Raw genomic sequence first — 22,827 nt, 5'->3', positions numbered from 1 at the left:
GAGATCAATGCCGCCCCCCGTCCTCCGCTTCGCGCCCAGCCCGAACGGCTATCTGCATCTCGGCCACGCCTATTCGGCGTTGCTGAATTTCGACCTGGCGGCGCGGACCGGCGGCCGGTTTCTGCTGCGCATCGAGGATATCGATGCGACCCGCTGCAAGCCGCAATTCGAGGAGGCGATCTATCAGGACCTTGCCTGGCTCGGCATCGCCTGGGAAACCCCGGTGCGGCGCCAATCCGAACATCTTGCCGACTATCGCGATGCGTTCGAAACGCTGCTGGCGCAGGGGCTGGTCTATCCAGGTTTCGAGAGCCGCGCCGAGATCGCGCGTCTGGTCGCGCAGAGGGAAGCCGTGGCGCCATGGCCGCGCGACCCCGACGGCGCGCCGCACTATCCCGGCACGGCGCGATCGCTTTCGCACCAGGAGCGTGCGCGGCTGCTTCAATCTGGCGTGCCCTATGCGCTGCGGCTGGACGTGACGGCGGCGGGCGCGCGCGCCGGCGACCTGACCTGGACCGAACACGGCGAGGGCCCTGACGGCGAGACCGGCACGGTGACAGCCCGGCCCGGCGCCTGGGGCGACGTCATCCTCGCGCGCAAGGAGATGCCGACCAGCTATCACCTCGCGGTGGCGATCGACGACGCCTTGCAGGACGTGACGGAGGTGGTGCGGGGCCAGGATCTGTTCTGGTCGACGAGCGTGCATCGGCTGCTGCAAGCGCTGCTCGGGCTGCCCCGGCCGGCCTATCGACATCACCGTCTCATTGTTGATGATACCGGGCGAAAGCTGTCGAAATCGAGCAAGGCTACGGGCCTGCGCGAACTCCGCGCTGCAGGGGCGACAGCGGCCGACATCCGCCGCCTTGTCGGCCTGCCCTAGATTAGCCGGCTTTGCGGGAGTTCGACCGCACCTTAGAAAAACGTGCTTCGGCGTGACTCGGCAAGCCCAGCCATGGCATGGTGGGGCTGGCCAGGTCAGGGGAATCATGGCGTTGAAATTGCGCCCACGGCGCGCCTTGCGGCGGTCGAAACAAGGTCCGTCGAAGAAACGTGCTGCACATGCCGTCGCCGGCAAGGCGAGCAGGCCCGCCGCCAAGACAGCCACACCCGGCATCGTCGAGACGGCGCTGGCGACGTTTGCGCACGAGGTCCGCACGCCGCTGACCGGAATTCTTGCCATCAGCGATCTCCTGGCGACGTCGGACCTCGACGAGCGCGAACGGCGCTGGGTCGATACCATCAAGGCCGGCGCCGAACATCTCGCCAGCCTGGCGACATTGTTCGTCGATGCCGCCAGGAGCGGCCGCTCCGGATTTGGCGTGCGGCAGGACTTTTTTGACTTGCGCACGCTCGCCCGCAATGCCGGCGATTCGCTGGCCGGCCGAGCCACGGCCAAGGGCCTGCAATCCCAGGTCGAGATTTCGGAAAAACTTCCGGCATTCGTGATCGGCGATCCGGTCCGCCTGCGCGCGGCGCTGGAAAATCTGGTCGACAATGCCATCAAATTCACCGAACAGGGCGGCGTCGCACTGGCGGTCAAGCCGATGCGCGGCGCCAAGGGCAAGATCGGCGTCGTGTTTGCGATTTCGGACAGCGGCATCGGCCTTACCCTCAGCGAAATCAAGCGCCTGTTCCGTCCGTTCTCGCAGGCCAATGTCAGCATCGCCTCGCGTTTCGGTGGCGCCGGCCTAGGTTTGTCGTCGGTGAAACAGCTCGCACGCGCGATGGGCGGCGACATCGTCGTCACACCGCGGCGCGGTGGAGGAACCACCTTCACATTGACGGTATCGCTGACCCGCGCCAAAGCTTCGAAAGCAACGAGTTCAGGGTCGGATACCGATATCCCGTCGGATCACGCGCAGGGGCTGCGCGTTCTCAGCGTCGAGGACAATCCGTTCGGCCGCGTCGTGCTCAATGCGGTGCTTACCGAACTCGGTCATCAGGCGGAATTCATCGGGCGGGGCGAGGCCGCCACCGAGCGAATCGCACAAGGCGGCTTCGACGCGGTGCTGATGGACATGGTGTTGCCGGGCATCACCGGCATCGAGGCCATCAGGCGAATTCGCGCGCTTGGCCCGCCGTTCGGCCGCATCGCCATCATCGGAGTGTCGGGCCGCGGCGATGACGAAGCGGCATCGCGCGCGGCCGGCGCGGACACTTTTCTGGTCAAGCCCGTGTCTCCAAGGGCTTTAGCGACTGCGCTGCTTGAAGCGACACGCCGTGCGGCAGCCGCGACTTGATGATCGCCGCATTCAGCTCGCCGCCATATACGAAAATCGCGGCGATGAAATACAGAAACACCAGCGCGATGATGACCGACGCAAGGCCGGCGTACATTGTCACGTAGTTGTTGGCGAAGCGGGCGAGATACTGTCCAAACACGATGCCCGATACCAGCGATGCCACCAGGGTAAAGATGATGCCCGGCAGGATCTGCAGAAAACCCCGGCGGCCCGCCGGCACCCAGGCATGGAGAATGAACAGCGCGACGATCAGCGCGGTGACGGTGACGCCGTAGCGCGAGACGTTGAGAAATTGTTCGTTGCTCTCGACGATGAGCGGAATATGGCGCCGCGCCGCCTCCAGCATCAGCGGGCCAAGCACGATCAGGAACGCCATCGCCAGCGCCATGACGGCGGCAATCAGCGTATAGCCGATCGATTCCAGCCGCAGCAGGTACCAGCGCCGCGTCTCGATCACCGAATAGGCGCGGTTGAGCGCGACGCGTAGCGCTTCCACGCCGTTCGAGGCAAAATACACCGCGAGCACCGCGCCGATGGTGAGGACGTCGCCGCGGGTCGTGGTCATCACATCGTGGATTTCCCCCGACAGCGAATCGGCGACCTGCCTCGGCCAGACCTGCAGCATCAGCCCGGCGGCCTGGTCGGCGAGCTCCTTCGAACCGAAGAACCCGGCCAGTGACGTCAGCACGATCAGAAACGGAAACAGCGCCATCAAGGTCGACAGCGCGATGTGGCTGGCGATCGCCCAGCCGTCATCGGCCAGAAACGTGTAGAACGCGTCCAGGCCGACGTGAAAGATGTAGCGAATCTGCCTCACAACGAGCCTTGGCCTGGGGAAGACGGTCTATCGGGCGAACCAACCCACCTTCTGATATTATTGATCCAAAAGCCAGATCGTTGCACTGCAGCTCGCCTCGACGCAAGCAATGGCGGACTGCCTTGCGCGGTGTTATGTACGGCAAATGGCTTCATTCCTGAGTACCATCATTCTTCCGATTGCCGTTGCTGCCGTCGCGCTCGTGCTGCTGCTTGGTCTCGTCAACATGATGCGGGGCGGGTCACCGGACCGGTCCCAGAAACTGATGCGGTTGCGGGTATTGCTGCAATTCGTCGCGATTATCGTCACCATGCTCGCGGTCTGGGCGATGGGCCGCTAAAGGAGGAAGGTATGGTCGTCCTCAATCGTATCTACACGCGAACCGGCGATGACGGCACCACGGCGCTCGGCAGCGGCGAGCGCCGCCCGAAATACGACCTGCGCATCGGCGCCTACGGAACCGTCGATGAGACCAACGCCGCCATTGGTATTGTCCGGCTGTATCTGGCGGATGCGCGCGAGCTCGACGCGATGCTGGGTCTGATCCAGAACGATCTGTTCGATCTTGGCGCCGACCTCGCGGTGCCGCAAGCCGAGGGCAAGGCGGAACGGTTGCGAATGCTGTCGAGCCAGGTCGAACGGCTCGAGCGCGACATCGACGGCTTGAATGCGCGGTTGGCCCCCCTGACTTCGTTTGTGCTGCCCGGCGGTACGCCAGCCGCGGCGCATCTGCATCTGGCACGCACAATATGCCGTCGCGCGGAACGGATGATGGTGGAACTCGCCGCCAAGCCCGACGAGCCGGTCGGCGATGCCGCGATCCAGTATATGAACCGGTTGTCGGACTTCCTGTTCGTCGCCAGCCGTGCCGCCAACAACAACGGCGCCGGCGACGTTTTGTGGGTGCCCGGCCAGAATCGCTGACCGCGGCTGGGAGAGCGTTTTCGAGCGAAGTGGCTACCGGTTCGCGTCAAGAAAACGCGTCAAATACAAAAGATTAGAGCCTCGGTTCTGATTCAATCAGAACCGATCAGGCGCTTGGGGGCGTTTTTTGGCCTTCGCGCGTTGACCGGGGTTGGCCGGACCTTTAGGTTCCGCGCCCAAGCTGATCAAACCTTGGAATTCAAGCGAAAGAGGGTCGATGAAGGTCCTGGTACCGGTAAAGCGGGTGGTCGATTACAACGTCAAGGTCCGCGTCAAGAGCGACGGGTCGGGCGTCGAACTGTCCAACGTCAAGATGTCGATGAATCCGTTCGACGAAATCGCCGTCGAGGAGGCCCTGCGCCTGAAAGAGGCCGGCAAGGCAACCGAAGTCGTGGTGGTGTCGATCGGTCCGGCCCAGGCGGCCGAAACCATCCGGACCGGGCTCGCGATGGGCGCCGACCGCGGCATCCTGGTCAAGGCGGATGGCAATGTCGAACCGTTGGCGGTCGCGAAGATCCTCAAGGCCATCGCCGACGAAGAGAAGCCCGGCCTCGTGATTCTTGGCAAACAGGCGATCGACGACGACTCGAACCAGACCGGCCAGATGCTGGCGGCGCTGCTGGGATGGCCGCAGGCGACCTTTGCCTCCAAGCTTGAGGTCGATGGTTCCGATTTCAAGGTGACCCGCGAAGTCGACGGGGGCTTGCAGACCGTGAAACTGAAGGGACCGGCCATCGTCACCACCGATCTGCGGCTGAACGAGCCGCGTTACGCCAGCCTGCCCAACATCATGAAGGCGAAGAAGAAGCCGATCGCCGACAAGAGCGCATCCGATTATGGGGTTGATCTTGCGCCCCATCTGGAGATCCTCAAGACCTCCGAACCGCCGGGCCGCAAGGGCGGCGTCAAGGTCAAGGATGTCACCGAGTTGGTGTCGAAGCTGAAGAACGAAGCCGGGGTTCTGTAGATGACCACGCTGTTGATCGCCGAACATGATAACGCATCGATCAAGGACTCCACCAACAAGGCGCTGACCGCTGCTGCCGCGCTCGGCGCCGAAGTTCACGTGCTGGTCGCCGGCGAAAACGCCAAGGCTGCCGCGGACGCTGCGGCCAAGCTTGCGGGAGTGAAAAAAGTGCTGCTCGCGGACAACGCCGCCTATGCCCATGATCTCGCCGAGCCGCTGGCGGCCCTGATCGTGGCGCTGGCGCCTTCCTACGACGCCTTTGTCGCGCCCGCGACCTCGCGCTTCAAGAATGTCATGCCGCGGGTGGCAGCCCTGCTCGACGTGATGCAGGTGTCGGAAATCATCAAGGTGGTTTCATCGGATACGTTCGAGCGGCCGATCTATGCCGGCAACGCGATCCAGACCGTGAAATCGAAGGACGCCAAGAAGGTGATCACCGTGCGGACCTCGACATTCGCGGCCGCCGGAGAGGGCGGCAGTGCAACGGTGGAAAATGCCGCATCGGCGGCCGATCCCGGTCTCTCCAGTTTTGTCGGTGAGGAAGTCGCCAAGAGCGATCGTCCCGAACTGACCTCGGCGAGGATCATCGTCTCCGGTGGCCGCGCCATGCAGAGCCGCGAGAATTTCGCCAAATATATCGAGCCGCTGGCCGACAAGCTCGGCGCCGCGGTCGGCGCGTCGCGTGCCGCGGTCGATGCCGGATACGCCCCGAACGACTGGCAGGTCGGCCAGACCGGCAAGGTGGTGGCGCCGGAGCTCTATGTCGCGATCGGCATTTCCGGGGCGATCCAGCATCTCGCCGGCATGAAGGATTCCAAGGTCATCGTCGCGATCAACAAGGATGAAGACGCGCCGATCTTCCAGGTTGCCGATTATGGCCTGGTCGCGGATTTGTATCAGGTGGTCCCCGAACTGACCGAGGCGCTCGGCAAGCTCGGAAAGTAGCCGCGATTGAAAAGGCGCAGCTATTCCGCAAAAGTGGAGGTCGACTCTGCGATGGGAATACGCGCAATATAGCCAAGAAGCGTTTTCTGACGGAAAATGCTTCGCCGGTTGATAGGTGTTTCGTCCGGGGCTTATGCAAGGGATGAGTGGCGCTGTGCGCGTCGCTGCTGTGAGATGGCAAAATGGCGGTTATGATCAACAAGGTCGGCGTAATCGGTTCGGGCCAGATGGGCAACGGTATCGCACATGTGGCGGCGCTGGCCGGCCTCGATGTGGTTCTCAACGATGTCTCCGCCGAACGCCTGAAATCGGGGATGGCGACCATCAACGGCAACCTGTCGCGTCAGGTCGCCAAGAAAATCATCACCGAGGACGCCCGCAAGCAGGCGCTGGAGAGGATCGTTGCCGCCGAGACGATGGACGGATTGTCCGACTGCGATCTGGTGATCGAGAGCGCGGTCGAAAAGGAAGAGGTCAAGCGCAAGATTTTTCACGATGTTTGCGCGGTGCTGAAGCCCAGCGCCATCGTCGCCTCCAATACCTCGTCGATCTCGATCACACGGCTTGCCGCGTCCACCGACCGGCCGGAGCGCTTCATTGGCATTCACTTCATGAATCCGGTGCCGCTGATGGAACTGGTCGAACTGATCCGCGGCATCGCCACCGATGATACCACCTTCGACGCGGCCAAGAGCTTCGTCACACGGCTCGGCAAGCACATCGCAGTGTCGGAGGATTTCCCGGCCTTCATTGTCAACCGCATTCTGCTGCCGATGATCAACGAGGCGATCTATACGCTGTATGAGGGGGTCGGGAATGTCGAGGCGATCGATGCGGCGATGAAGCTCGGCGCGCACCATCCGATGGGACCGCTCGAGCTTGCCGATTTCATCGGTCTCGATACCTGCCTGTCGATCATGCAGGTGCTGCATGAGGGGCTGGCTGACTCGAAATACCGGCCGTGTCCGCTGCTGGTGAAATATGTCGAGGCCGGCTGGCTCGGCCGCAAGACCCAGCGCGGCTTCTACGACTATCGCGGCGAAAAGCCGGTTCCGACCCGGTAGCCGGTCTGCTGCCCTTAGTCACGTCAGCGCCCGTACCAATGCCAGCGCTGCGGGCGTGAGGCCGACAATCGTCGCCGCACCCGCGCCAAGTCCCAGCAGATGGGCGACCAGAGCCACGCGTGCGCCGGCCTCGCAATATCGTGTCATCGCAAGGCCTCGCACGCATGCCGCAATCTTTGGCCGGCCGCTTCGATGTTCGATTGCGAGTTGGCAAAACTGACACGGAAATAGGGTGACAGCCCAAAATCTGCACCGGGAAGCACAGCCAGATCGGCATGATCGAGCAGATAGCCCGCAAAATCGCGGTCGGTCAGGACTTGCTTTCCATTTGGCAGGCACTTGCCGATCACACCGGCGCAGGACACCAGCAGATAGAAGGTCCCCTGCGGCGGCTCGCATGACAGGCCCGAGCAGCCATTCAGAAATCGGGCAAAGTGATCCCGCTTCGCCCGCAAGACGTCGGCACGCTGGCGTAACAATTCCTGCGGGCCATTGAGCGCTGCGACGGCGGCGGCCTGGCTGATCGATGACGCGCAGGACGTGGTCTGCGACTGGATCTTGATCATTTCGCGGATCAGCGCGGCAGGCCCGGCGGCGTAGCCGACACGCCATCCCATCATGGCGTAGGTCTTGGCGACGCCGCTGACGGTCAGTGTTCGTGGCTTCAGGCGCGGCTCGATTTCAGCGAGCGTGGGCGCGCAATCTCCGTCGAATACGATATGCTCGTAGAGACCGTCGGAGAGGATCCAGACCTCCGGGTGCTGCAGCAGTACCGCAGCGATAGCCGACAATTCTTTCCTTGAGTAAACCGCGCCCGAGGGATTGACCGGGTTATTGATGATGAGCCAGCGCGTTCGCGGCGTGATCGCTGCCACCAAATCGTCCGGGCGCAGCTTATAGCCATTGTTCTGCGGGCAGGGCACGATCACCGGTGTGCCGCCGGCCAGCCGCACTTGCTCGAGATAAGGTGCCCAGTAGGGCGCGAGGATGATGACCTCTTCCGCGGGCGAAAGTGTCGCCAGCAGCGCGTTGAACAGAGCCTGCGTCGAGCCATTGCAGATGACGATCTCGCCTTCCGCATAAGTGAGCCGATGGTCTCGCAGCAGGGTGGCGCGCACCGACTGCTTCAGTTCCGGCGTGCCGTCGACGTCGGTGTAGAGGGTTTCCCCCCGCAGTGCGGCAGCATGTGCCGCCGCGATCACATGATCCGGCGTCGGGAAGTCGAGATTGCCCGAGGACAGCTCGATAATGTCGCGCCCGGCCGCGCGAAGCTCGCGGGCGCGGCGACGCAGGATCGAAGCGAGCGAGGGCTGTATCCCGCTGACGCGCGGCGAAAGCACGGGCACGGCCATCACTTGACGTACTGCGCTACGCCGTGCCCGAACGACCAGTTTTCCGGGAGCACTTCGACCAGATTGATGAAGACATCCTCGGGGCGTAGCCCGGGGTTCTCGGTCAGCCGCTCAACGATGCGCTGATAGAGTCTTTGTTTTTGCGCCCTTGGTCGCGTGTTGCTAATGGTGATCTGCACGATGACCAGATCGTCACTGCGCTTGATGACGAGATAGTTCGCGTCATAGACGAAATCGTCATCGTCATGTTCGGTGACGATCATGAAGCGGTCGCCTTCGGGGACGTCGAAGGTCTCGCGCAGGGCCTGATAGAGGCCCTCAAAGATGGCCTTGCGATAGGCGGCGGACTTGCCCCGCCTCAACGAAATCCGGGCCAGCGGCATGGTAATCTCCTGCGGTTGGTGTTGGGACGGGTCGAACGTAGGAGTTTCTTGATCATTAAAAAACAATATGATACGATATTTCAGTGATTTCGTTTTCCAATGGTCCGCCATGAAAGCCCTCGATGTCGAGGCGGTCCAGGCCTTTGTCCTAGTGGCCGACCTGAACAGTTTCACCCGTGCCGCCGAGGCGATGGACACCACCCAGTCCTCCGTCAGCCTGAAGATCAAGCGTCTGGAGGCCGGGCTCGGTCGCCGGTTGCTGGAGCGAACCCCACGACGCGTTCAACTGTCCGCCGAGGGAAGCGCTTTCCTTGGGGCTGCGCGCAACCTCGTCGCCGCGCACCAGTCGGCGATCGGCGCTTTTGCCGTCGAACACCGCCGCCTGACTGTCGGCATCAGCCACCACGTTATCGGCCCGGAACTGACGGCGTTACTGAAACGGATGAGCGCCACCGATCCGGGACTGGTCATGGAGTTACACATTGACACGTCGCGCGCCGTCCTCGCGGCATTCGACGGTGGCGCGCTGGATGCCGCGATCGTGCTCGGCCACGATGCCCGGCGCCGTGGCGGCGATATACTTTTCGAAGAGCAATTCGGTTGGATGGCCGCGCCTGATTTCCACTGGCAGCCCGGAGAGCCACTGCGTCTTGCGACCCAGGCCGAGCCTTGCAGCGTGCGCGCCATGGCCCTCGACGTTCTCGACGCGGCCAGCATACCATGGACCGAGGTGTTTGTCGGCGGCGGAATTGCGACCATAGGTGCTGCGATATCCGCCGGTTTGGCGGTGGCGGCGCTGGGGCGCCGGGTCGCGCCGTCCGGTACCATCGATCTCGGATCGCGGCTTGGTTTGCCGCCGCTGCCGACCCGCGAGGTGATCCTTTATTCGAAATTGTCCGACGCCCGCACACGCCGGGCGTTGCGCACCCTTGGCGCTGCCTTTGCGGCGAGCGCTGCCTGAGCTCGGTCGGAAAATGGATCGTTAACGACTGCCGGGTAGCGTAGCTGTTGACGACGGGGGTATTGCGTATGGATATGATGAGCATGGTCAGCAGCATTCTCGCTGCTCAGGCGGGTAATACGCAGCAGCAGATCGCAACCACCTTCTTGAGCGCGAATGCCAGTGCCGAGAAATCCGCGGTTCAGACCCTGTTGGGTACTGGAACCCCCTCGCTCGCCAATGTGGCCGCGGGTATCGGCGGCAATATCAACGTTACCGCCTAAGGCCCCCGAAAGCGTCATTCCGCGCGTGCTCGTGCGCTCAGGCTGGCCGTCCCTCGGCTAGGAGCCCGGAACTGTCGTTGCCGCCGTGATCAGCTTGACCGCGTCGTCGCTGTCCCATTCCGCCGGTCCGGCAATGGTGCCGATCTCGCAGCCCTGACTGTCGACCAGCACCGAGGTGGGCATGCCCAGCGCCCGCCCTATGGCCTTAAGATCCTGAAAAACCTTGGCTTTTTGATCACTAAAGTAGCCAAGCCGGGTCAGGTTGGCCTCTTTGAGGAAACTCCTGGGCTTTTCGGGGTCGCGGGTATCGATATTGATCGCGACCACCTCGAAATTCTTGCCGCCAAGCCTCGCCTGCAGGCGGTCCAGCGCCGGCATTTCCCGGCGGCAGGGCACGCACCAGGTCGCCCACAGGTTCACCAGAACCGTGCGGCCGCGCCAGTCCGAGAGCTTCCTCGGCTTGCCGTCGCCGTCCTCGAAGGCGAGGTCCGGCAGCCGCAGCGGCGCCGTTGCCATGGTCAGGGCGGCCACCTCGCCATGCACCAGAGGCGCGAGCTTGCGCGAAAGGTCGACCGCCGCGGCGCAGGCGGAATCGCCGGCCGCGTTGCGCTTCAGCCCGCCAATCCCGTATACCCCGGCAAATCCAATCATTGTCCCGACCAGCACCGCCCCGACGACGTAGGGAATCCGGCGCATGGCAGCCGGGGCGGGTGAGGGTCGTTCGGGCATATCGTTGTCATCCTGTATCAGATACGGCTATGCAGGGCTTTGGTGGCGCCAGGGACGGCATACGGCGTGTCAACGGGCGCAGGCGAGGCGCGGCGGGCAAGAGTAATAAGTCATGAGTAACGGGTCATGAGCAACAAGATGTGGGGCGGCCGGTTCACCGAGCGCCCCGACGCGATCATGGACGAAATCAACGTCTCGATCGACGTCGATCGTCACCTTTACGCCCAGGACATCGCCGCGTCCAAGGCCCACGCCGCGATGCTGTCAGCGCAAGGCATTATTTCGGCGAACGATGCGAAAAATATCTGCAGGGGTCTAGACACGATTTTGTCAGAAATCGGCAAGGGATCGTTCGATTTCAAGCGCGCGCTCGAGGACATTCACATGAATGTCGAGAGCCGGCTCGGTGAGTTGATCGGGCCCGCTGCGGGACGGCTGCACACCGCGCGTTCGCGCAACGATCAGGTCGCCACCGATTTTCGGCTGTATGTCCGTGACACCATCGACGAGACCGATGCCGCGCTGGCCGCGTTCCAGCACGCGCTGGCGCTGCGGGCGCTGGAACATGCCGCGACCGTGATGCCCGGGTTCACGCATCTGCAGACCGCGCAGCCGGTGACGTTCGGGCATCATCTGCTCGCTTATGTCGAGATGGCGGCGCGCGACCGCGGCCGCTTCGCCGACGCGCGCAAACGCCTGAACGAATCGCCGCTCGGCGCAGCAGCCCTGGCTGGCACCTCGTTCCCGATCGATCGCCACGCGACCGCGAAAGCGCTCGGCTTCGACCGGCCGATGGCCAATTCGCTCGACGCGGTGTCGGACCGGGATTTCGTGATCGAGACCTTGTCGGCGGCGGCGATCGCGTCGGTGCATCTGTCGCGTTTCGCCGAAGAGATCGTGATCTGGACCTCGCCGCTGGTGGGGCTGGTGCGGCTTTCCGACAAGTTCACCACCGGCTCCTCGATCATGCCGCAGAAGCGCAATCCGGATGCGGCCGAACTGGTGCGCGCCAAAACCGGCAGGGTGATCGGCGCGCTGACCGCGTTACTGATCGTGATGAAGGGGCTGCCGCTCGCCTATCAAAAGGACATGCAGGAAGACAAGCAGGGCGCGATGGAGGCATTCGCCGCGCTTTCGCTGGCGGTTCGCGCGATGACCGGAATGGTCACCGATATCGTCCCGGATGAGGCGCGAATGAAAGCCGCGGCCGGGGAAGGCTACGCCACCGCTACCGATCTTGCGGACTGGCTGGTGCGGACCTTGAAAATGCCGTTCCGCGACGCCCACCACGTCACCGGGCGCATCGTCGCCAGGGCAGCCAAGGATGGCGTCGCGCTGCATGAGCTGCCGTTGCAGGCGATGCAGGCCATTGAGCCCAGGATTACTGCCCAGGCGCTGGCGGTGCTGTCGGTCGAGGCCTCCGTCAAGAGCCGCACGAGCCTTGGCGGAACCGCCCCGAAGAACGTGCAGGCGCAGGCCAAGAGCTGGCTCAAGCGGCTGGAAAAAGAGCGAAAATTGGGCTGAGCCGCGATTCTCGCGGGAAAATTCAGCACGCCGCAGGTCTCGCCAGAACAGGTCAATCTTTGTATGGTGCCGCCGCATTGGGGATTTTGACGTGAATCGCAACGACCGCCCAAAATATCGGGGATGGGCCCTTGTTCTGCTCAGCGCAGCGGTGCTTGCGCTCGCAGGCTGCGGCCGCAAGGGGCCGCTCGAATTGCCGCCGACCGCGTCGTCGCAACCGGCCGCAGCTGTCCAGAGTAATCCAGAGGCCGATCAGGCGAGCAAACCGAGCGTGTTCGATCCAAGCTACGGCGCCAATGCGCCACCAACCGCCGGCAGAGGTCCGAAGCGACCATTCGTCCTCGACCCGCTCCTGAACAGCAACTAACCGAGTTCGCCATGAATCACTTCGACTATCGCAACGGCGTGCTTCACGCCGAGGCGGTGAATCTGATCGAGCTGGCGGAGGCCGTCGGCACGCCGTTCTATTGCTATTCGACCGCGACGCTGGAGCGCCATTACCGGGTGTTCAGCGAGGCCTTTGCCGGCGAGAAGTCGCTGATCTGCTACGCCATGAAGGCCAACTCCAACCAGTCGGTGCTGCGCACGCTCGCAAAGCTCGGCGCCGGCGCGGATGTGGTGTCCGGCGGCGAGTTGAAGCGCGCGCTGGCCGCCGGCATCCCGCCCGGGAAGATTTTATTCTCCGGGGTTGGCAAGACCGAAGCCGAGCTGCGCGCAGCACTGGCGGAAGACATTCTTTGCATCAACGTCGAATCCGAGCCCGAACTCGAATTGCTGTCGCGGCTGGCGCAGGAGCAGGGGCGCGTGGCGCGGATCTCGGTTCGGGTCAATCCCGACGTCGATTCCGGCTCGCATGCCAAAATCTCGACCGGCAAGTCCGAGAACAAGTTCGGCGTCCCGCTCGACCGGGCGCGCGCGGTCTATGCCCGCGCGGCAAAGCTGCCCGGCATTCGCGTCACCGGCGTCGACATGCATATCGGCAGCCAGATCACCGATCTGGTGCCGCTGGAAGCCGCGTTCAGGCTGCTGGCCGAATTCGTGCAGACGCTGCGCGCCGACGGCCACACCATCTCGCATATCGACTTCGGCGGCGGCCTTGGCATTCCCTACCATGCCGGCGGCGAAACGCCGCCACTGCCTTCCGCCTATGCCGCCGTGGTCAAGCGGGTGACACATAATCTCGGCTGCACGCTGGTGTTCGAGCCCGGCCGGCTGATCGTCGGCAATGCCGGGATTCTGGTGACGCGCGTGATCTATCTGAAGCATGGCGATGCCAGGAATTTCGTTATCATCGACGCGGCGATGAACGATCTGATCCGTCCCACGCTGTATGAGGCGCATCATGACGTGCTGCCGGTCCGTGCCGCCCCGCAAGGCGCGCCGACGATCGTCGCCGACGTGGTTGGGCCGGTCTGCGAAAGCGGCGATTATCTTGCGCTGGGGCGGACCATGCCGGAACCCAAAGCTGGCGATCTCCTGGCGGTCATGAGCGCCGGCGCCTATGGCGCGGTGCAGTCGGGCACCTACAACACCCGGGCGCTGGTGCCGGAAGTCCTGGTCAAGGATGACCAGTATGCGGTGGTGCGGCCCCGCGTCGAGGCCGAGGCCCTGATCGCGATGGACAAGCCTGCGCCGTGGTTGTGAGGCTCCGGCAGTAGTTTGTCGTCGCCGCGAACGCGGGGACCCATAACCGCCGAGGTTTGTAGAGATCGAGCTGCGGCTCCAGCCTAGATAACGCCAAACGCCTGTGGTTATGGGTCCCGGCTCAAGGCCGGGACGACGAAGGAGTTTCACTTCGCGGCGTGAGCGGCTTTGCCTCCGACCACCACGCCGGCCGCCTTTTCGATCGGCTTGATCGCGGAAGTGAAATCGGACTCGGCGCCCATCTCGCGGATCACCACTTCCCAGAGCCGTCCGACCGCTTCGGCCACCTCCATCGAGAGTCCCAGCGATTTCGCCTCTTCGAGGCAAAGCCGCACGTCCTTGACCATCAATCCGGTGGCGAAGCCGTAGTCGAAGCTGCGCGGCAGGATCGCACGGGGAAACTTGTCGCGGCTCGCGGTGTTCATGCCCGAGCCCGCATTGATTACGTCGATCATCACGGCGGGATCGAGGCCTGATTTGACGCCCATCACGACGGCTTCCGAAGTCGCCACCACGGCGGTCGCCGACAACAGATTGTTGGCAAGCTTCATGGTCTGGGCCGAGCCCGGCTTCTCGCCGATGAAGAATACCTTGCCGATCACGTCGAGCGCGGGTTTCACCGTCTCGAAGTCGGCACGAGGACCCGAAACCATGACCGCGAGCGTGCCCTTTTCGGCACCGCCGACGCCGCCGCTGACCGGACTGTCGAGCTGCACGAGGTTGTGCTTCGCCAAAAGGTCGTGGATCCGCACCGCCATATGCGATCCGACGGTGGAGAGATCGACGAAGCGCCTGACGCGCCGGCCTTCGATGACGCCATCCGTTCCGGTCGCCACCTCGAGCGAGGCCTGCAGCGAGGGCAGGCTCGCCAGCACGGTCTCAGTGCGGTCGGCGACGTCTTTCGGCGAGGACGCCGCCTGCGCGCCCAGCGCTACCAGCCGCTCCACGGCCTCCTTGCGCTGGTCGAACACGACGAGTTGATGCCCGGCCTCGATCAGGCGGCGGGCCATGGGGAAGCCCATATTGCCCAGGCCGATGAATCCGATTTCCATGGTGAAGCGCCCTAGCCCTTGTCGAGTTCGGCGAACACTTCGCGCGCGATCCGGAAACTGTCGACGCCGGCGGGAATGCCGGCATAGATCGCGACCTGCATGAAGATTTCGCGAATCTCGTCGCGGCTTACGCCATTGGTCAACGCGCCCTTGATGTGCGCCCGCAACTCGTGCGGCCGGTTCAGGATCGAGATCATGGCGAGATTGAGCATGCTGCGGGTCTTGTGCGGCAGTTCCTCGCGGCCCCACACCGCGCCCCAGCAATATTCGGTGACCAGTTCCTGAAATGGCCTGTTGAAGTCATCGGCGTTTTTCAGCGCGTTGGCGACATAGGCCTCGCCCAGCACCGCTTTTCGAATCTCCAGTCCCTTGTCGTGTGTCTTCTTGTCCATGACGTTTCCTTGGCGTTTCCCTAAAATGCACTTTGCCGGTTCCGTGCCCAACGTTACGAGGTCGTGGCGGCGCAGTCACGCCTCCGTGTTATGCGTATTTCCGGGTGTGGGTTACCGTCGTGGGTGGGTGCCTCACTGCTGCCGTTGTGCTACGGTGTGATCCGGGCAACCTGGAGAGATTGTTGAGCGGCGCCAATCCCGACCCGTCAGAGCCAATGCAACCCCCTGATGCCGCCTCGCGGCTGCAGCTGGCGCAGGCCTTGCGGCGAGCCGAATATGCCATCGCATGGGAGCGTGGCTGGCCGCATCTGGCCCGGCTTTGCACCGTGGTCGGGTTGTTTCTGGCGGTGTCGTGGGCCGGCCTGTGGCTGGCGCTGCCGTTCGTCGCCCGCGCCATCGGGCTTGGCGTGTTCATGGCGCTGGCGCTGGCCGCGCTGCTCCCGCTGCTCTGGTTTCGCTGGCCAAGCCGGCAGCAGGCTCTGAACAGGCTCGATCGCGGCACCGGCATCCGCCATCGTCCGGCAACGGCGCTCACCGACACGCTGGTCATGCGGGATCCGGTCGCGCTGGCACTATGGCAGGCGCAGCGTGAGCGCACTTTGGCATCGATCAAGCGCATCCGCGCCGGCCTGCCGTCGCCGCGGCTGGCGATCCACGATCCCTGGGCGCTGCGGGCATTGATCGTGGTGACGATGGTCGCGGCCTATATTGCCGCGGGCGACGAACGACGGATGCGGGTCGCCGCTGCCTTCGACTGGAATGGCGTGCTGGCGGCGGCCAATGTCAGGGTCGATGCCTGGGTGACACCGCCGCTCTATACCGGCAAGCCACCGATCATTCTGTCGGCGGCGAACAAGGAAGCCGCCATGCCCGCGGCGGGGCCGCTGGCGGTCCCGACCGGCAGCACGCTGATCGTGCGTTCGAGCGGCGGCACCCTCGATGTCGTGGCCGGCGGCGGCGTGAGCGAAGCAGTGCCGGCCGAACAGGCGCCGAAGGGGACCAACGAGAAGCATTTTGCCATCACCGGCGACGGCACGGTGCACGTCCGCGCGCCCTCCGGTCAGCCGCAGTGGAGGTTCAGCGCCATCCCGGACCGCGCCCCGACCATTGCGCTCGCGAAGGATCCCGAGCGTCAGGCCCGCGGCTCGCTGCAGCTGTCCTACAAGATTGAGGATGATTACGGCGTCACCGAAGCCCGGGCGCTTTTTGCCGTCCGCCGCGCCGGCGCGGCCAAGGGTGCCGACCCGCGGCCGCTGTTCGACCCGCCGCAGCTTTCCCTGGTGCTGCCGAATGCGCGGACCCGCAACGGCGTGGGCCAGACCGTCAAGGACCTCAGCGAGGATCCCTATGCCGGCGCCGACGTCACGCTGACGCTGACGGCCAAGGACGAGGCCGCCAATGAGGGGCGCAGTGAGCCGTTCAACATGCGGCTGCCGGAGCGGCTGTTCACCAAGCCGCTGGCGCGGGCGCTGATCGAGCAGCGCCGCATTCTGGCGCTCGATGCCAATCAGAACGGGCAGGTCTATGACGCGCTCGAAGCGATGATGATCGCGCCGGAATTGTTCATGCCCGAGACCGGCCAGTATCTGGGCCTGCACAGCGCCGCGCGGCAGCTCGAGACGGCGCGGACCGATGATGCCATGCGCGAGGTGGTCGCGAGCCTCTGGGCGCTCGCCGTCGCCATCGAGGACGGCAACATCACCGATGTGGACAAGGCGCTGCGCGCCGCGCAGGAGGCGCTCAAGCAGGCCCTGGAAAGGGGCGCCAGCGACGAGGAAATCAAGAAACTCACGCAGGACCTGCGCGCGGCGCTGGACAATTTCATGCGTCAGCTCGCCGAGCAGCTGCGCAACAACCCGCAGCAATTGGCTCGCCCACTCGATCCCAATACCAGGGTGATGCGCCAGCAGGATCTCAATAACATGATCGAGCGCATGGAGCGGCTGTCGCGCTCCGGCGACAAGGCCGCCGCCAAGCAATTGCTCGAACAGCTGCAGCAGATGCTGGAAAACCTGCAAATGGCACAGCCCGGCCAGTCCGGCGACGGCGACATGGAGCAGGCGCTGAACGAACTCGGCGACATGATCCGCAAACAACAGCAGTTGCGCGACAAGACCTTCAAGCAGGGCCAGGATTCGCGGCGCGACCGGCAGCGCGGCAAGCAGGGCGATCAAAGCATGAGCGATCTGCAGCAGGATCAACAGGGCCTGCGCGACCGCTTGAGGAAATTGCAGGACGAACTGGCCAAGCGCGGCATGGGGCAGGGCCAGCGCGGCGAGAAGGGGCAGCAGGGCCAAAAGGGTCAGGACGGCGATCCGCAACAAGGTGACGGCGGCGAGGACGGCCTCGGCGAGGCCGACAACGCGATGGGCGACGCCGGTGGCAAGCTCGGCGAAGGCAACGCCGACGGCGCCGTCGATTCGCAAGGCAAGGCGCTGGATGCGATGCGCAAGGGCGCCCAGAGCCTCGCTGAAGCGATGCAGCAGGGCGATGGCGAAGGCCAGAGTGATGGCCCCGGCAACCGTGCCGGCCGTCAGCAGAGCGGCGGCAACCAGAGCGATCCGCTTGGACGCCCCCTGCACGGGCGTGAATTCGGCGACGATCTCACGGTCAAGATTCCCGGCGAGATCGATGTGCAGCGGGTGCGACGGATTCTCGAAGAGCTGCGCCGCCGCCTCGCCGATCCGCAGCGCCCGCAGATCGAACTCGATTACATCGAGCGGCTGCTGAAGGATTACTGATACCAGCTGTCGTCACCCGCGAAAGCGGGTGATCCAGTATTCCAGAGGCGGTTGTTATTGAATCGAGAAGCCGCGGCGTACTGGATACCCCGCATGCGCGGGGTATGACGAGTTGAGGTTGCGGCGCATTCAGCGCGCTACACTAACCCGTCTTGCGCGTCGCCAGCGCGTCGGCCACCGCGGTGCGGATATCGGCCACCGTGAACGGCTTGGTGATGACGTCATGGGCGATGGCGTTAAGGCCCGAGGCGCGTTCGCGCTGATCCGCAAAGCCCGTCATCAATAAGATCGTCAGTTCGGGAAAGTCGCGGGCGGCGGCCAGCGCCAGGGCGATCCCGTCCATCACCGGCATCTGGATATCGGTCAGCAGGAGATCGAAGGCGCCCTGTTCGCTCAGGATTTCCAGCGCTTCGGCGCCATCCTCGGCGGTGGCAATGTCGTGGCCGTCCATGGCGATGGCGCGCGCCACCAGCATACGCATGGATTCCTCATCGTCGACGATCAGCACCCGCGGCATCGAAGCACCTGTTTCGTGAGTGGGATCAGGCGGCCTTGTTCATGCATGGCCGCCGGCGATGTCCCGCTTGCTGAAGAACCGCACATCGATGTTACGCCCTTCGGGAGGCGGCGAGGCGAGCCGCGACTTGAACCAGGCTTTTTCGCCGGGCTTCAGCACCGGCTGTTCCAGTACTGTATTCCAGGCATAGATCTCGGCGCCCTGCGCGTCGCGGACGCTGAAGCGCAGCCGCGGCAGTTCGACCGGTTTGCTGGATTCGCCTGTGATGACGCCCTCGATCACCAGCACCGGTTTGCCTTCCACGGTCTCGGTGGTGATCTTGACGTCCTTGAACCTCAGTCCGCGCAGATTGATGTCGAGGCCGACCAATTTGTAGAACGCGGCGGTTTGCGGCAGCAGCCGCACCACGTCGACGCGCCAGATCAAAAGCGCCAGCGCCAGCGCTCCCATCGCGGCGCAGGCGGTGGAGAGGCTGAAAGACGGCTTTCCCGGCGCGCTCGGTCGCAGCAGCGCTCGGAACCATGACGGGTTTCGTCGGCCGGCGGCCTTCGGGTCGTCCAAATCGTTCTGGGCGGCCGACGGCCAGTCGGCGCCTGCGTCCCCAGTCGAGGCCGGCCAGTCGCCGGCTATCGATGGACTGTCGACAACCGGGGTTTGCTGGTCCTCGCCGCCGTCCTCGCGCGCGAGCGCCTCCCATTCGGCGGCGGCGTCCTGCTCGGCGTCCTGTCCGCTGGTTTCCGCCATCGCAGGCACCGGTGCCGGGATTTCGATCGCGTCTTCCGGACGCGCCAGCCAGACTTCCTTGCACCGGGAACATCGCACGGTACGGCCAGCCGCGCCCAAGCTAGCCAAATCAATGGCATAGGACGTTGAACAATGAGGACAAACGATGTGCATGGAGCCAATCTCCACAATGATACCCGCGAAATGGTACAAGGCGACCGTTAACGAATCGGAAACCATAAACCAAGCACAACCACTTTGTTTGGTTCGCGGCCGCAGCGAAACCAGCGGGCTGGGGGCTACCGGTCTTAGGTTTCCGGTCGTCCCCCACATCGAACGGAGCTGAACTTGGTTCGGTTCGAAAATGTCGGATTGCGTTACGGGCTTGGCCCGGAGATTTTGCGCGACCTCAATTTCCAGATTCCCGCCCATTCCTTCCAGTTCCTCACCGGCCCGTCCGGCGCCGGCAAGACCTCGCTCCTGAAATTGCTGTTTTTGTCGCTGCGGCCGACCCGCGGCCTGGTCAATCTGTTCGGCCACGACGTCTCGCTGCTCGGCAAGGATGAAATCGCCGATCTGCGTAAGCGGATCGGCATCGTATTGCAGGATTTCCGTCTGCTCGACCACATGACCACCTATGAGAACGTCGCGCTGCCGTTCCGGGTGACAGGCCGGGAGGAATCGAGCTACCGCAAGGAGGTCATCGATCTCCTGAAATGGGTCGGTCTCGGCGAACGCATGGACGCGCTGCCGCCGATCCTGTCGGGTGGCGAAAAGCAGCGGGCGGCGATCGCGCGCGCCGTGATCTCGCGACCGCATCTGCTGTTGGCGGACGAGCCGACCGGCAACGTCGATCCGACCCTGGGGCGGCGGTTGCTGCGGCTGTTTATCGAGCTGAACAAGTCCGGCACCGCGGTCATCATCGCGACCCACGATATTACCCTGATGGATCAATACGAGGCGCGGCGCCTGGTGTTGCACCAGGGACGGCTGCATATCTATGAGTAGGACCGATCAACCGCATGGCCCGCTGGTGGATCTCGGACGCGAGCGTCCGCAGGTGCCGGCGCGGGCGCGCAATCTGTCGCCGATCGTGCCCCGTGCCTCGATCGCCGGCCGCGCGCTGGTGGCGGTCGTCGCCATCATGACGTTCCTTGCATCGATCACGACAGGCACCGTGCTGCTGGTGAGCGCGTCGGCGGCGGAATGGCAGTCGGAAGTCGCGAGTGAAATCACCATTCAGGTGCGTCCCGCGCCCGGGCGCGACATCGACCGTGACGCGGCGGCGGTCGCCGAAGCGATCCGGGCGCAGACCGGCATTGTCGAGGTCCGGCCATTCACCAGGGAGGAGTCCGCCAAACTGCTGGAGCCCTGGCTCGGCAGCGGACTTTCGCTTGACGATCTGCCGGTGCCGCGCGTGATCGTCGCGCGGGTGCAGCCGGGAACCACGCTCGACCTGGCGGCGCTACGCCGCCGGGTGACGCAGGTGGCGGCCTCCGCCAGCGTCGATGATCACCGCGCCTGGATCGAGCGGATGCGGTCGATGACCGGCGCGACCGTGATCGCCGGCCTCGGGATCCTGGCGCTGGTGATTATCGCGACCATCATTTCGGTATCGTTCGCGACTCGCGGTGCGATGGCGGCGAATCGCCCGATCGTCGAAGTCCTGCATTTCGTGGGCGCGGGGGACCGCTATATCGCCAACCGGTTCCTGCGGCATTTTCTTCGGCTCGGTCTGCAAGGCGGGGTGATCGGCTGCGGCGTCGCCATGCTCGTTTTCGGGTTCTCCGAATCGATCGCCGGCTGGTTCTCGGGCACCCCCGTTGGGGACCAGTTCGCCGCACTGTTAGGGACCTTTTCGCTGCGCCCATCGGGTTATCTGGCGCTGGCGGCGCAGGCGGTGCTGATCGCGGCGATCACCGCCTGGGCATCGCGGCGAACGCTGTTCGCGACGCTCGACGACATCGATTGATGCGGCAATAACGCGCCGTCCGGACTCCACTTCGTCCGAAAAGCCTCTAGACTTGAACGCAGAAGGATCGCCACATCAGCATGAACCGGCCACCCGACGATAGATCGCCCGCCGCACCGGTCGCCGCGCCGCGGCGCTGGTTGCATGCGGCGATCGTTGCCGTGCTGGCGATCACGTTCGTGGCCGCCGCGATCGGCTTCGTCGGGTTTCTTTCGCAGTTGCGCGGGGCCGAAACCAGGCCCGCCCGCACCGCCGACGGCATCGTGGTACTGACCGGCGGGTCGTCGCGGGTGTCCGACGCGATGGAATTGCTGGCCGACGGTTATGGCAAGCGGTTATTGATCTCCGGCGTTCATCCGACCAATGCCGCAAGCGACATTTCACGTTCGCTGACGGATAATCAATCGTTGCTGAGCTGCTGCGTCGATCTCGATCGCTCCGCCGTCAACACCCGCAGCAATGCCGCGGAGACGCGGCGCTGGGCGCACGAGCGCGGCTTCAAGTCGCTGATCGTGGTAACGTCGAATTACCATATGCCGCGGGCGATCGTCGAATTGTCGCACGCGATGCCCGACATCACTCTGATTCCATTTGCCGTGGTCGGCGACAAATGGCGCGACGAGCCGTGGTGGACCAGTGGCGCGACGGTGCGGCTGCTGCTATCGGAGTATGTCAAATACGTCGCCGCCGAAGTGCGGGTGCGTCTGGCCGATGCCGGCCTCGACATGATGCGCGAGGTCGCCGAACCGCCGATCGGTTCCCTCGCGCCGCGCAGACCGACGACGGCTCAATCCAACTGATCGGGTTTCCGATGGTCTCGATTTTCCTGCGTTCGCTGATCTACAATGTGCTGTTCTATCTGATGCTGGTGTTCTGGGTGATGGTCGGAATCCCGACCTATCTGATGCCCCGCTCGGGTATCCTGACCGTGGCCCGCTATTGGGCGCGCAGCAGCATCTGGCTGATGCGCGTGGTCTGCAATACAAAAGTGGAATATCGCGGGCTCGAGAAGATTCCTCACGGGCCTTTGATCGTGGCGTCGAAGCATCAGTCGATGTGGGAAACCTTCGCGCTGCTGCAATTCTTCGATCAGCCGCTGTTTATTTTCAAGCGCGAGTTGAAATGGATTCCGCTGTTCGGCTGGTATCTGATCAAGGCGAACATGATCGGAGTTGATCGCCGCGCCGGCGGCCGCTCGTTGCTGGCGATGGCGCGCCGCGCCGGCGAGGAAGTGCGGCGTGGCCGCCAGCTGATCATCTTCCCGGAGGGCACCCGAGCCGCCGTCGATGCGCCGCCAAACTACAAGACCGGCATCGCCCAGATCTATGCCGATTGCGGCGTGACCTGTCTGCCGGTTGCGCTCAATTCGGGACTGTTCTGGCCGCGCCGGACCTTCATGCGCTATCCGGGCACGCTGGTGGTCGAATTTCTCGATCCGTTGCCTCCCGGCCTGTCGCGCCGCGAGTTCATCGTGCGCGTCTCCGCGGTGATCGAGGACGCCACCAACCGCCTGGTCGAGGCGGCGCGCCGCGAGCAGGCACAGTTGTTCGGCCGCGTGCCAGGCTCGGCGTCGGCGAAAGCCTGAGGTGTTGCCGCTTCCATTCCGCGCAGGGA

At 64.1% G+C, this 22,827-nt stretch carries 26 protein-coding genes; 17 read left to right on the top strand and 9 right to left on the bottom strand.

All coding sequences use genetic code 11. The features are described 5' to 3' along the window. Nucleotides 1-7: 7 nt before the first annotated feature. Nucleotides 8-880, top strand: coding sequence for a tRNA glutamyl-Q(34) synthetase GluQRS (gene gluQRS, locus E8A46_RS09375; RefSeq protein WP_291559738.1), 873 nt, complete (start codon nt 8-10; stop codon nt 878-880). A gap of 106 nt (nt 881-986) precedes the next feature. Further along, nucleotides 987-2,240: an ATP-binding protein gene (locus tag E8A46_RS09370; protein WP_291559735.1), complete on the top strand. Its 1,254-nt coding sequence runs from the start codon at nt 987-989 to the stop codon at nt 2,238-2,240. Here the strand turns inward: E8A46_RS09370 and E8A46_RS09365 are convergent. Beyond that, complete coding sequence (locus E8A46_RS09365; protein ID WP_291559733.1) at nt 2,167-3,060, bottom strand: YihY/virulence factor BrkB family protein; 894 nt, start codon at nt 3,058-3,060, stop codon at nt 2,167-2,169. The genes E8A46_RS09370 and E8A46_RS09365 overlap by 74 nt on opposite strands. 145 nt (nt 3,061-3,205) lie before the next feature. Between E8A46_RS09365 and E8A46_RS09360 the strand changes: the two genes are divergently transcribed. The 5 genes from E8A46_RS09360 (at nt 3,206) to E8A46_RS09340 (ending at nt 6,960) form a co-directional block, all read left to right on the top strand. After that, nucleotides 3,206-3,400 carry a twin transmembrane helix small protein gene (locus E8A46_RS09360; RefSeq protein WP_291559731.1) on the top strand — a complete coding sequence of 65 codons (195 nt, stop codon included), beginning with the start codon at nt 3,206-3,208 and terminating at the stop codon, nt 3,398-3,400. 11 nt (nt 3,401-3,411) lie between these two features. Further along, nucleotides 3,412-3,984 carry a cob(I)yrinic acid a,c-diamide adenosyltransferase gene (locus tag E8A46_RS09355; protein ID WP_291559729.1) on the top strand — a complete coding sequence of 191 codons (573 nt, stop codon included), beginning with the start codon at nt 3,412-3,414 and terminating at the stop codon, nt 3,982-3,984. Nucleotides 3,985-4,201: 217 nt separating this feature from the next. Continuing rightward, nucleotides 4,202-4,951: an electron transfer flavoprotein subunit beta/FixA family protein gene (locus tag E8A46_RS09350; RefSeq protein WP_291559727.1), complete on the top strand. Its 750-nt coding sequence runs from the start codon at nt 4,202-4,204 to the stop codon at nt 4,949-4,951. Next, complete coding sequence (locus E8A46_RS09345; protein ID WP_291559725.1) at nt 4,952-5,896, top strand: FAD-binding protein; 945 nt, start codon at nt 4,952-4,954, stop codon at nt 5,894-5,896. A gap of 182 nt (nt 5,897-6,078) precedes the next feature. Further along, a complete protein-coding gene (locus E8A46_RS09340; RefSeq protein ID WP_291559723.1) occupies nt 6,079-6,960 on the top strand; it encodes a 3-hydroxybutyryl-CoA dehydrogenase in 882 nt (293 codons plus the stop codon). Nucleotides 6,961-6,978: 18 nt separating this feature from the next. On the opposite strand, the gene E8A46_RS09335 is transcribed toward E8A46_RS09340, so the two are convergent. Genes E8A46_RS09335 through E8A46_RS09325 form a run of 3 tightly spaced genes read right to left on the bottom strand, consistent with a single transcriptional unit; the run spans nt 6,979 to nt 8,695 of the window. After that, complete coding sequence (locus E8A46_RS09335) at nt 6,979-7,107, bottom strand: hypothetical protein (RefSeq protein WP_291559721.1); 129 nt, start codon at nt 7,105-7,107, stop codon at nt 6,979-6,981. Further along, nucleotides 7,104-8,312 (bottom strand): pyridoxal phosphate-dependent aminotransferase, encoded by a 1,209-nt coding sequence (locus E8A46_RS09330; protein WP_291559809.1) that lies wholly within the window; start codon nt 8,310-8,312, stop codon nt 7,104-7,106. The genes E8A46_RS09335 and E8A46_RS09330 overlap by 4 nt, the downstream gene beginning before the upstream one ends. Continuing rightward, a complete protein-coding gene (locus E8A46_RS09325; RefSeq protein ID WP_291559719.1) occupies nt 8,312-8,695 on the bottom strand; it encodes a tautomerase family protein in 384 nt (127 codons plus the stop codon). Before E8A46_RS09325 ends, E8A46_RS09330 begins: the two co-directional genes overlap by 1 nt. Nucleotides 8,696-8,804: 109 nt before the next feature. Between E8A46_RS09325 and E8A46_RS09320 the strand changes: the two genes are divergently transcribed. Next, the gene (locus tag E8A46_RS09320; RefSeq protein ID WP_291559717.1) at nt 8,805-9,656 is read left to right on the top strand and encodes a LysR family transcriptional regulator; all 852 of its coding nucleotides are present in this window, start codon (nt 8,805-8,807) and stop codon (nt 9,654-9,656) included. Between the two features lie 68 nt (nt 9,657-9,724). Continuing rightward, nucleotides 9,725-9,919, top strand: a complete 195-nt coding sequence (locus E8A46_RS09315) for a hypothetical protein (RefSeq protein WP_291559715.1) — start codon at nt 9,725-9,727, stop codon at nt 9,917-9,919. A 57-nt stretch (nt 9,920-9,976) separates the two neighbouring features. Here E8A46_RS09315 and E8A46_RS09310 read toward each other — a convergent pair whose 3' ends face one another. Beyond that, nucleotides 9,977-10,648, bottom strand: coding sequence for a TlpA disulfide reductase family protein (locus tag E8A46_RS09310; protein WP_291559714.1), 672 nt, complete (start codon nt 10,646-10,648; stop codon nt 9,977-9,979). Nucleotides 10,649-10,774: 126 nt separating this feature from the next. Here E8A46_RS09310 and argH point away from each other — a divergent pair, with 126 nt between their 5' ends. The 3 genes from argH to lysA all read left to right on the top strand — a co-directional run bounded on the left by argH (nt 10,775) and on the right by lysA (nt 13,816). Then, nucleotides 10,775-12,172, top strand: a complete 1,398-nt coding sequence (argH, locus tag E8A46_RS09305) for an argininosuccinate lyase (protein WP_291559712.1) — start codon at nt 10,775-10,777, stop codon at nt 12,170-12,172. A gap of 91 nt (nt 12,173-12,263) precedes the next feature. Continuing rightward, nucleotides 12,264-12,539 (top strand): lipoprotein, encoded by a 276-nt coding sequence (locus tag E8A46_RS09300; RefSeq protein ID WP_291559710.1) that lies wholly within the window; start codon nt 12,264-12,266, stop codon nt 12,537-12,539. An 11-nt stretch (nt 12,540-12,550) separates the two neighbouring features. Next, nucleotides 12,551-13,816 carry a diaminopimelate decarboxylase gene (lysA, locus tag E8A46_RS09295; RefSeq protein WP_291559708.1) on the top strand — a complete coding sequence of 422 codons (1,266 nt, stop codon included), beginning with the start codon at nt 12,551-12,553 and terminating at the stop codon, nt 13,814-13,816. Nucleotides 13,817-13,962: 146 nt separating this feature from the next. On the opposite strand, the gene E8A46_RS09290 is transcribed toward lysA, so the two are convergent. Next, nucleotides 13,963-14,868 (bottom strand): NAD(P)-dependent oxidoreductase, encoded by a 906-nt coding sequence (locus E8A46_RS09290; RefSeq protein WP_291559706.1) that lies wholly within the window; start codon nt 14,866-14,868, stop codon nt 13,963-13,965. 11 nt (nt 14,869-14,879) lie between these two features. After that, on the bottom strand, nt 14,880-15,260 hold the full coding sequence (locus tag E8A46_RS09285) for a carboxymuconolactone decarboxylase family protein (RefSeq protein ID WP_291559705.1): 381 nt from the start codon (nt 15,258-15,260) through the stop codon (nt 14,880-14,882). A gap of 182 nt (nt 15,261-15,442) precedes the next feature. Between E8A46_RS09285 and E8A46_RS09280 the strand changes: the two genes are divergently transcribed. Further along, nucleotides 15,443-18,001 carry a TIGR02302 family protein gene (locus E8A46_RS09280; protein WP_291559703.1) on the top strand — a complete coding sequence of 853 codons (2,559 nt, stop codon included), beginning with the start codon at nt 15,443-15,445 and terminating at the stop codon, nt 17,999-18,001. A gap of 142 nt (nt 18,002-18,143) precedes the next feature. Here the strand turns inward: E8A46_RS09280 and E8A46_RS09275 are convergent, their stop codons facing one another. Further along, a complete protein-coding gene (locus E8A46_RS09275) occupies nt 18,144-18,518 on the bottom strand; it encodes a response regulator (protein ID WP_291559701.1) in 375 nt (124 codons plus the stop codon). 39 nt (nt 18,519-18,557) lie between these two features. Continuing rightward, complete coding sequence (locus E8A46_RS09270) at nt 18,558-19,415, bottom strand: MJ0042-type zinc finger domain-containing protein (RefSeq protein ID WP_291559699.1); 858 nt, start codon at nt 19,413-19,415, stop codon at nt 18,558-18,560. 174 nt (nt 19,416-19,589) lie between these two features. Here E8A46_RS09270 and ftsE point away from each other — a divergent pair, with 174 nt between their 5' ends. The 4 genes from ftsE (at nt 19,590) to E8A46_RS09250 (ending at nt 22,798) form a co-directional block, all read left to right on the top strand. Further along, the gene (ftsE, locus tag E8A46_RS09265) at nt 19,590-20,249 is read left to right on the top strand and encodes a cell division ATP-binding protein FtsE (protein WP_291559697.1); all 660 of its coding nucleotides are present in this window, start codon (nt 19,590-19,592) and stop codon (nt 20,247-20,249) included. Further along, nucleotides 20,242-21,213: an ABC transporter permease gene (locus E8A46_RS09260; RefSeq protein WP_291559695.1), complete on the top strand. Its 972-nt coding sequence runs from the start codon at nt 20,242-20,244 to the stop codon at nt 21,211-21,213. Before ftsE ends, E8A46_RS09260 begins: the two co-directional genes overlap by 8 nt. An 80-nt stretch (nt 21,214-21,293) precedes the next feature. Next, entirely contained in the window at nt 21,294-22,013 is a 720-nt protein-coding gene (locus E8A46_RS09255) for a YdcF family protein (protein WP_291559693.1), read from the top strand. Nucleotides 22,014-22,024: 11 nt separating this feature from the next. After that, a complete protein-coding gene (locus tag E8A46_RS09250; protein ID WP_291559691.1) occupies nt 22,025-22,798 on the top strand; it encodes a 1-acyl-sn-glycerol-3-phosphate acyltransferase in 774 nt (257 codons plus the stop codon). The last annotated feature ends 29 nt before the right edge of the window (nt 22,799-22,827 follow it).

The organism is Bradyrhizobium sp. (assembly GCF_004799445.1).
GTDB lineage: Bacteria > Pseudomonadota > Alphaproteobacteria > Rhizobiales > Xanthobacteraceae > Bradyrhizobium.
The sequence above is the reverse complement of the archived record's forward strand: the minus strand, read 5'-3'. Positions and strand labels throughout refer to the sequence as shown.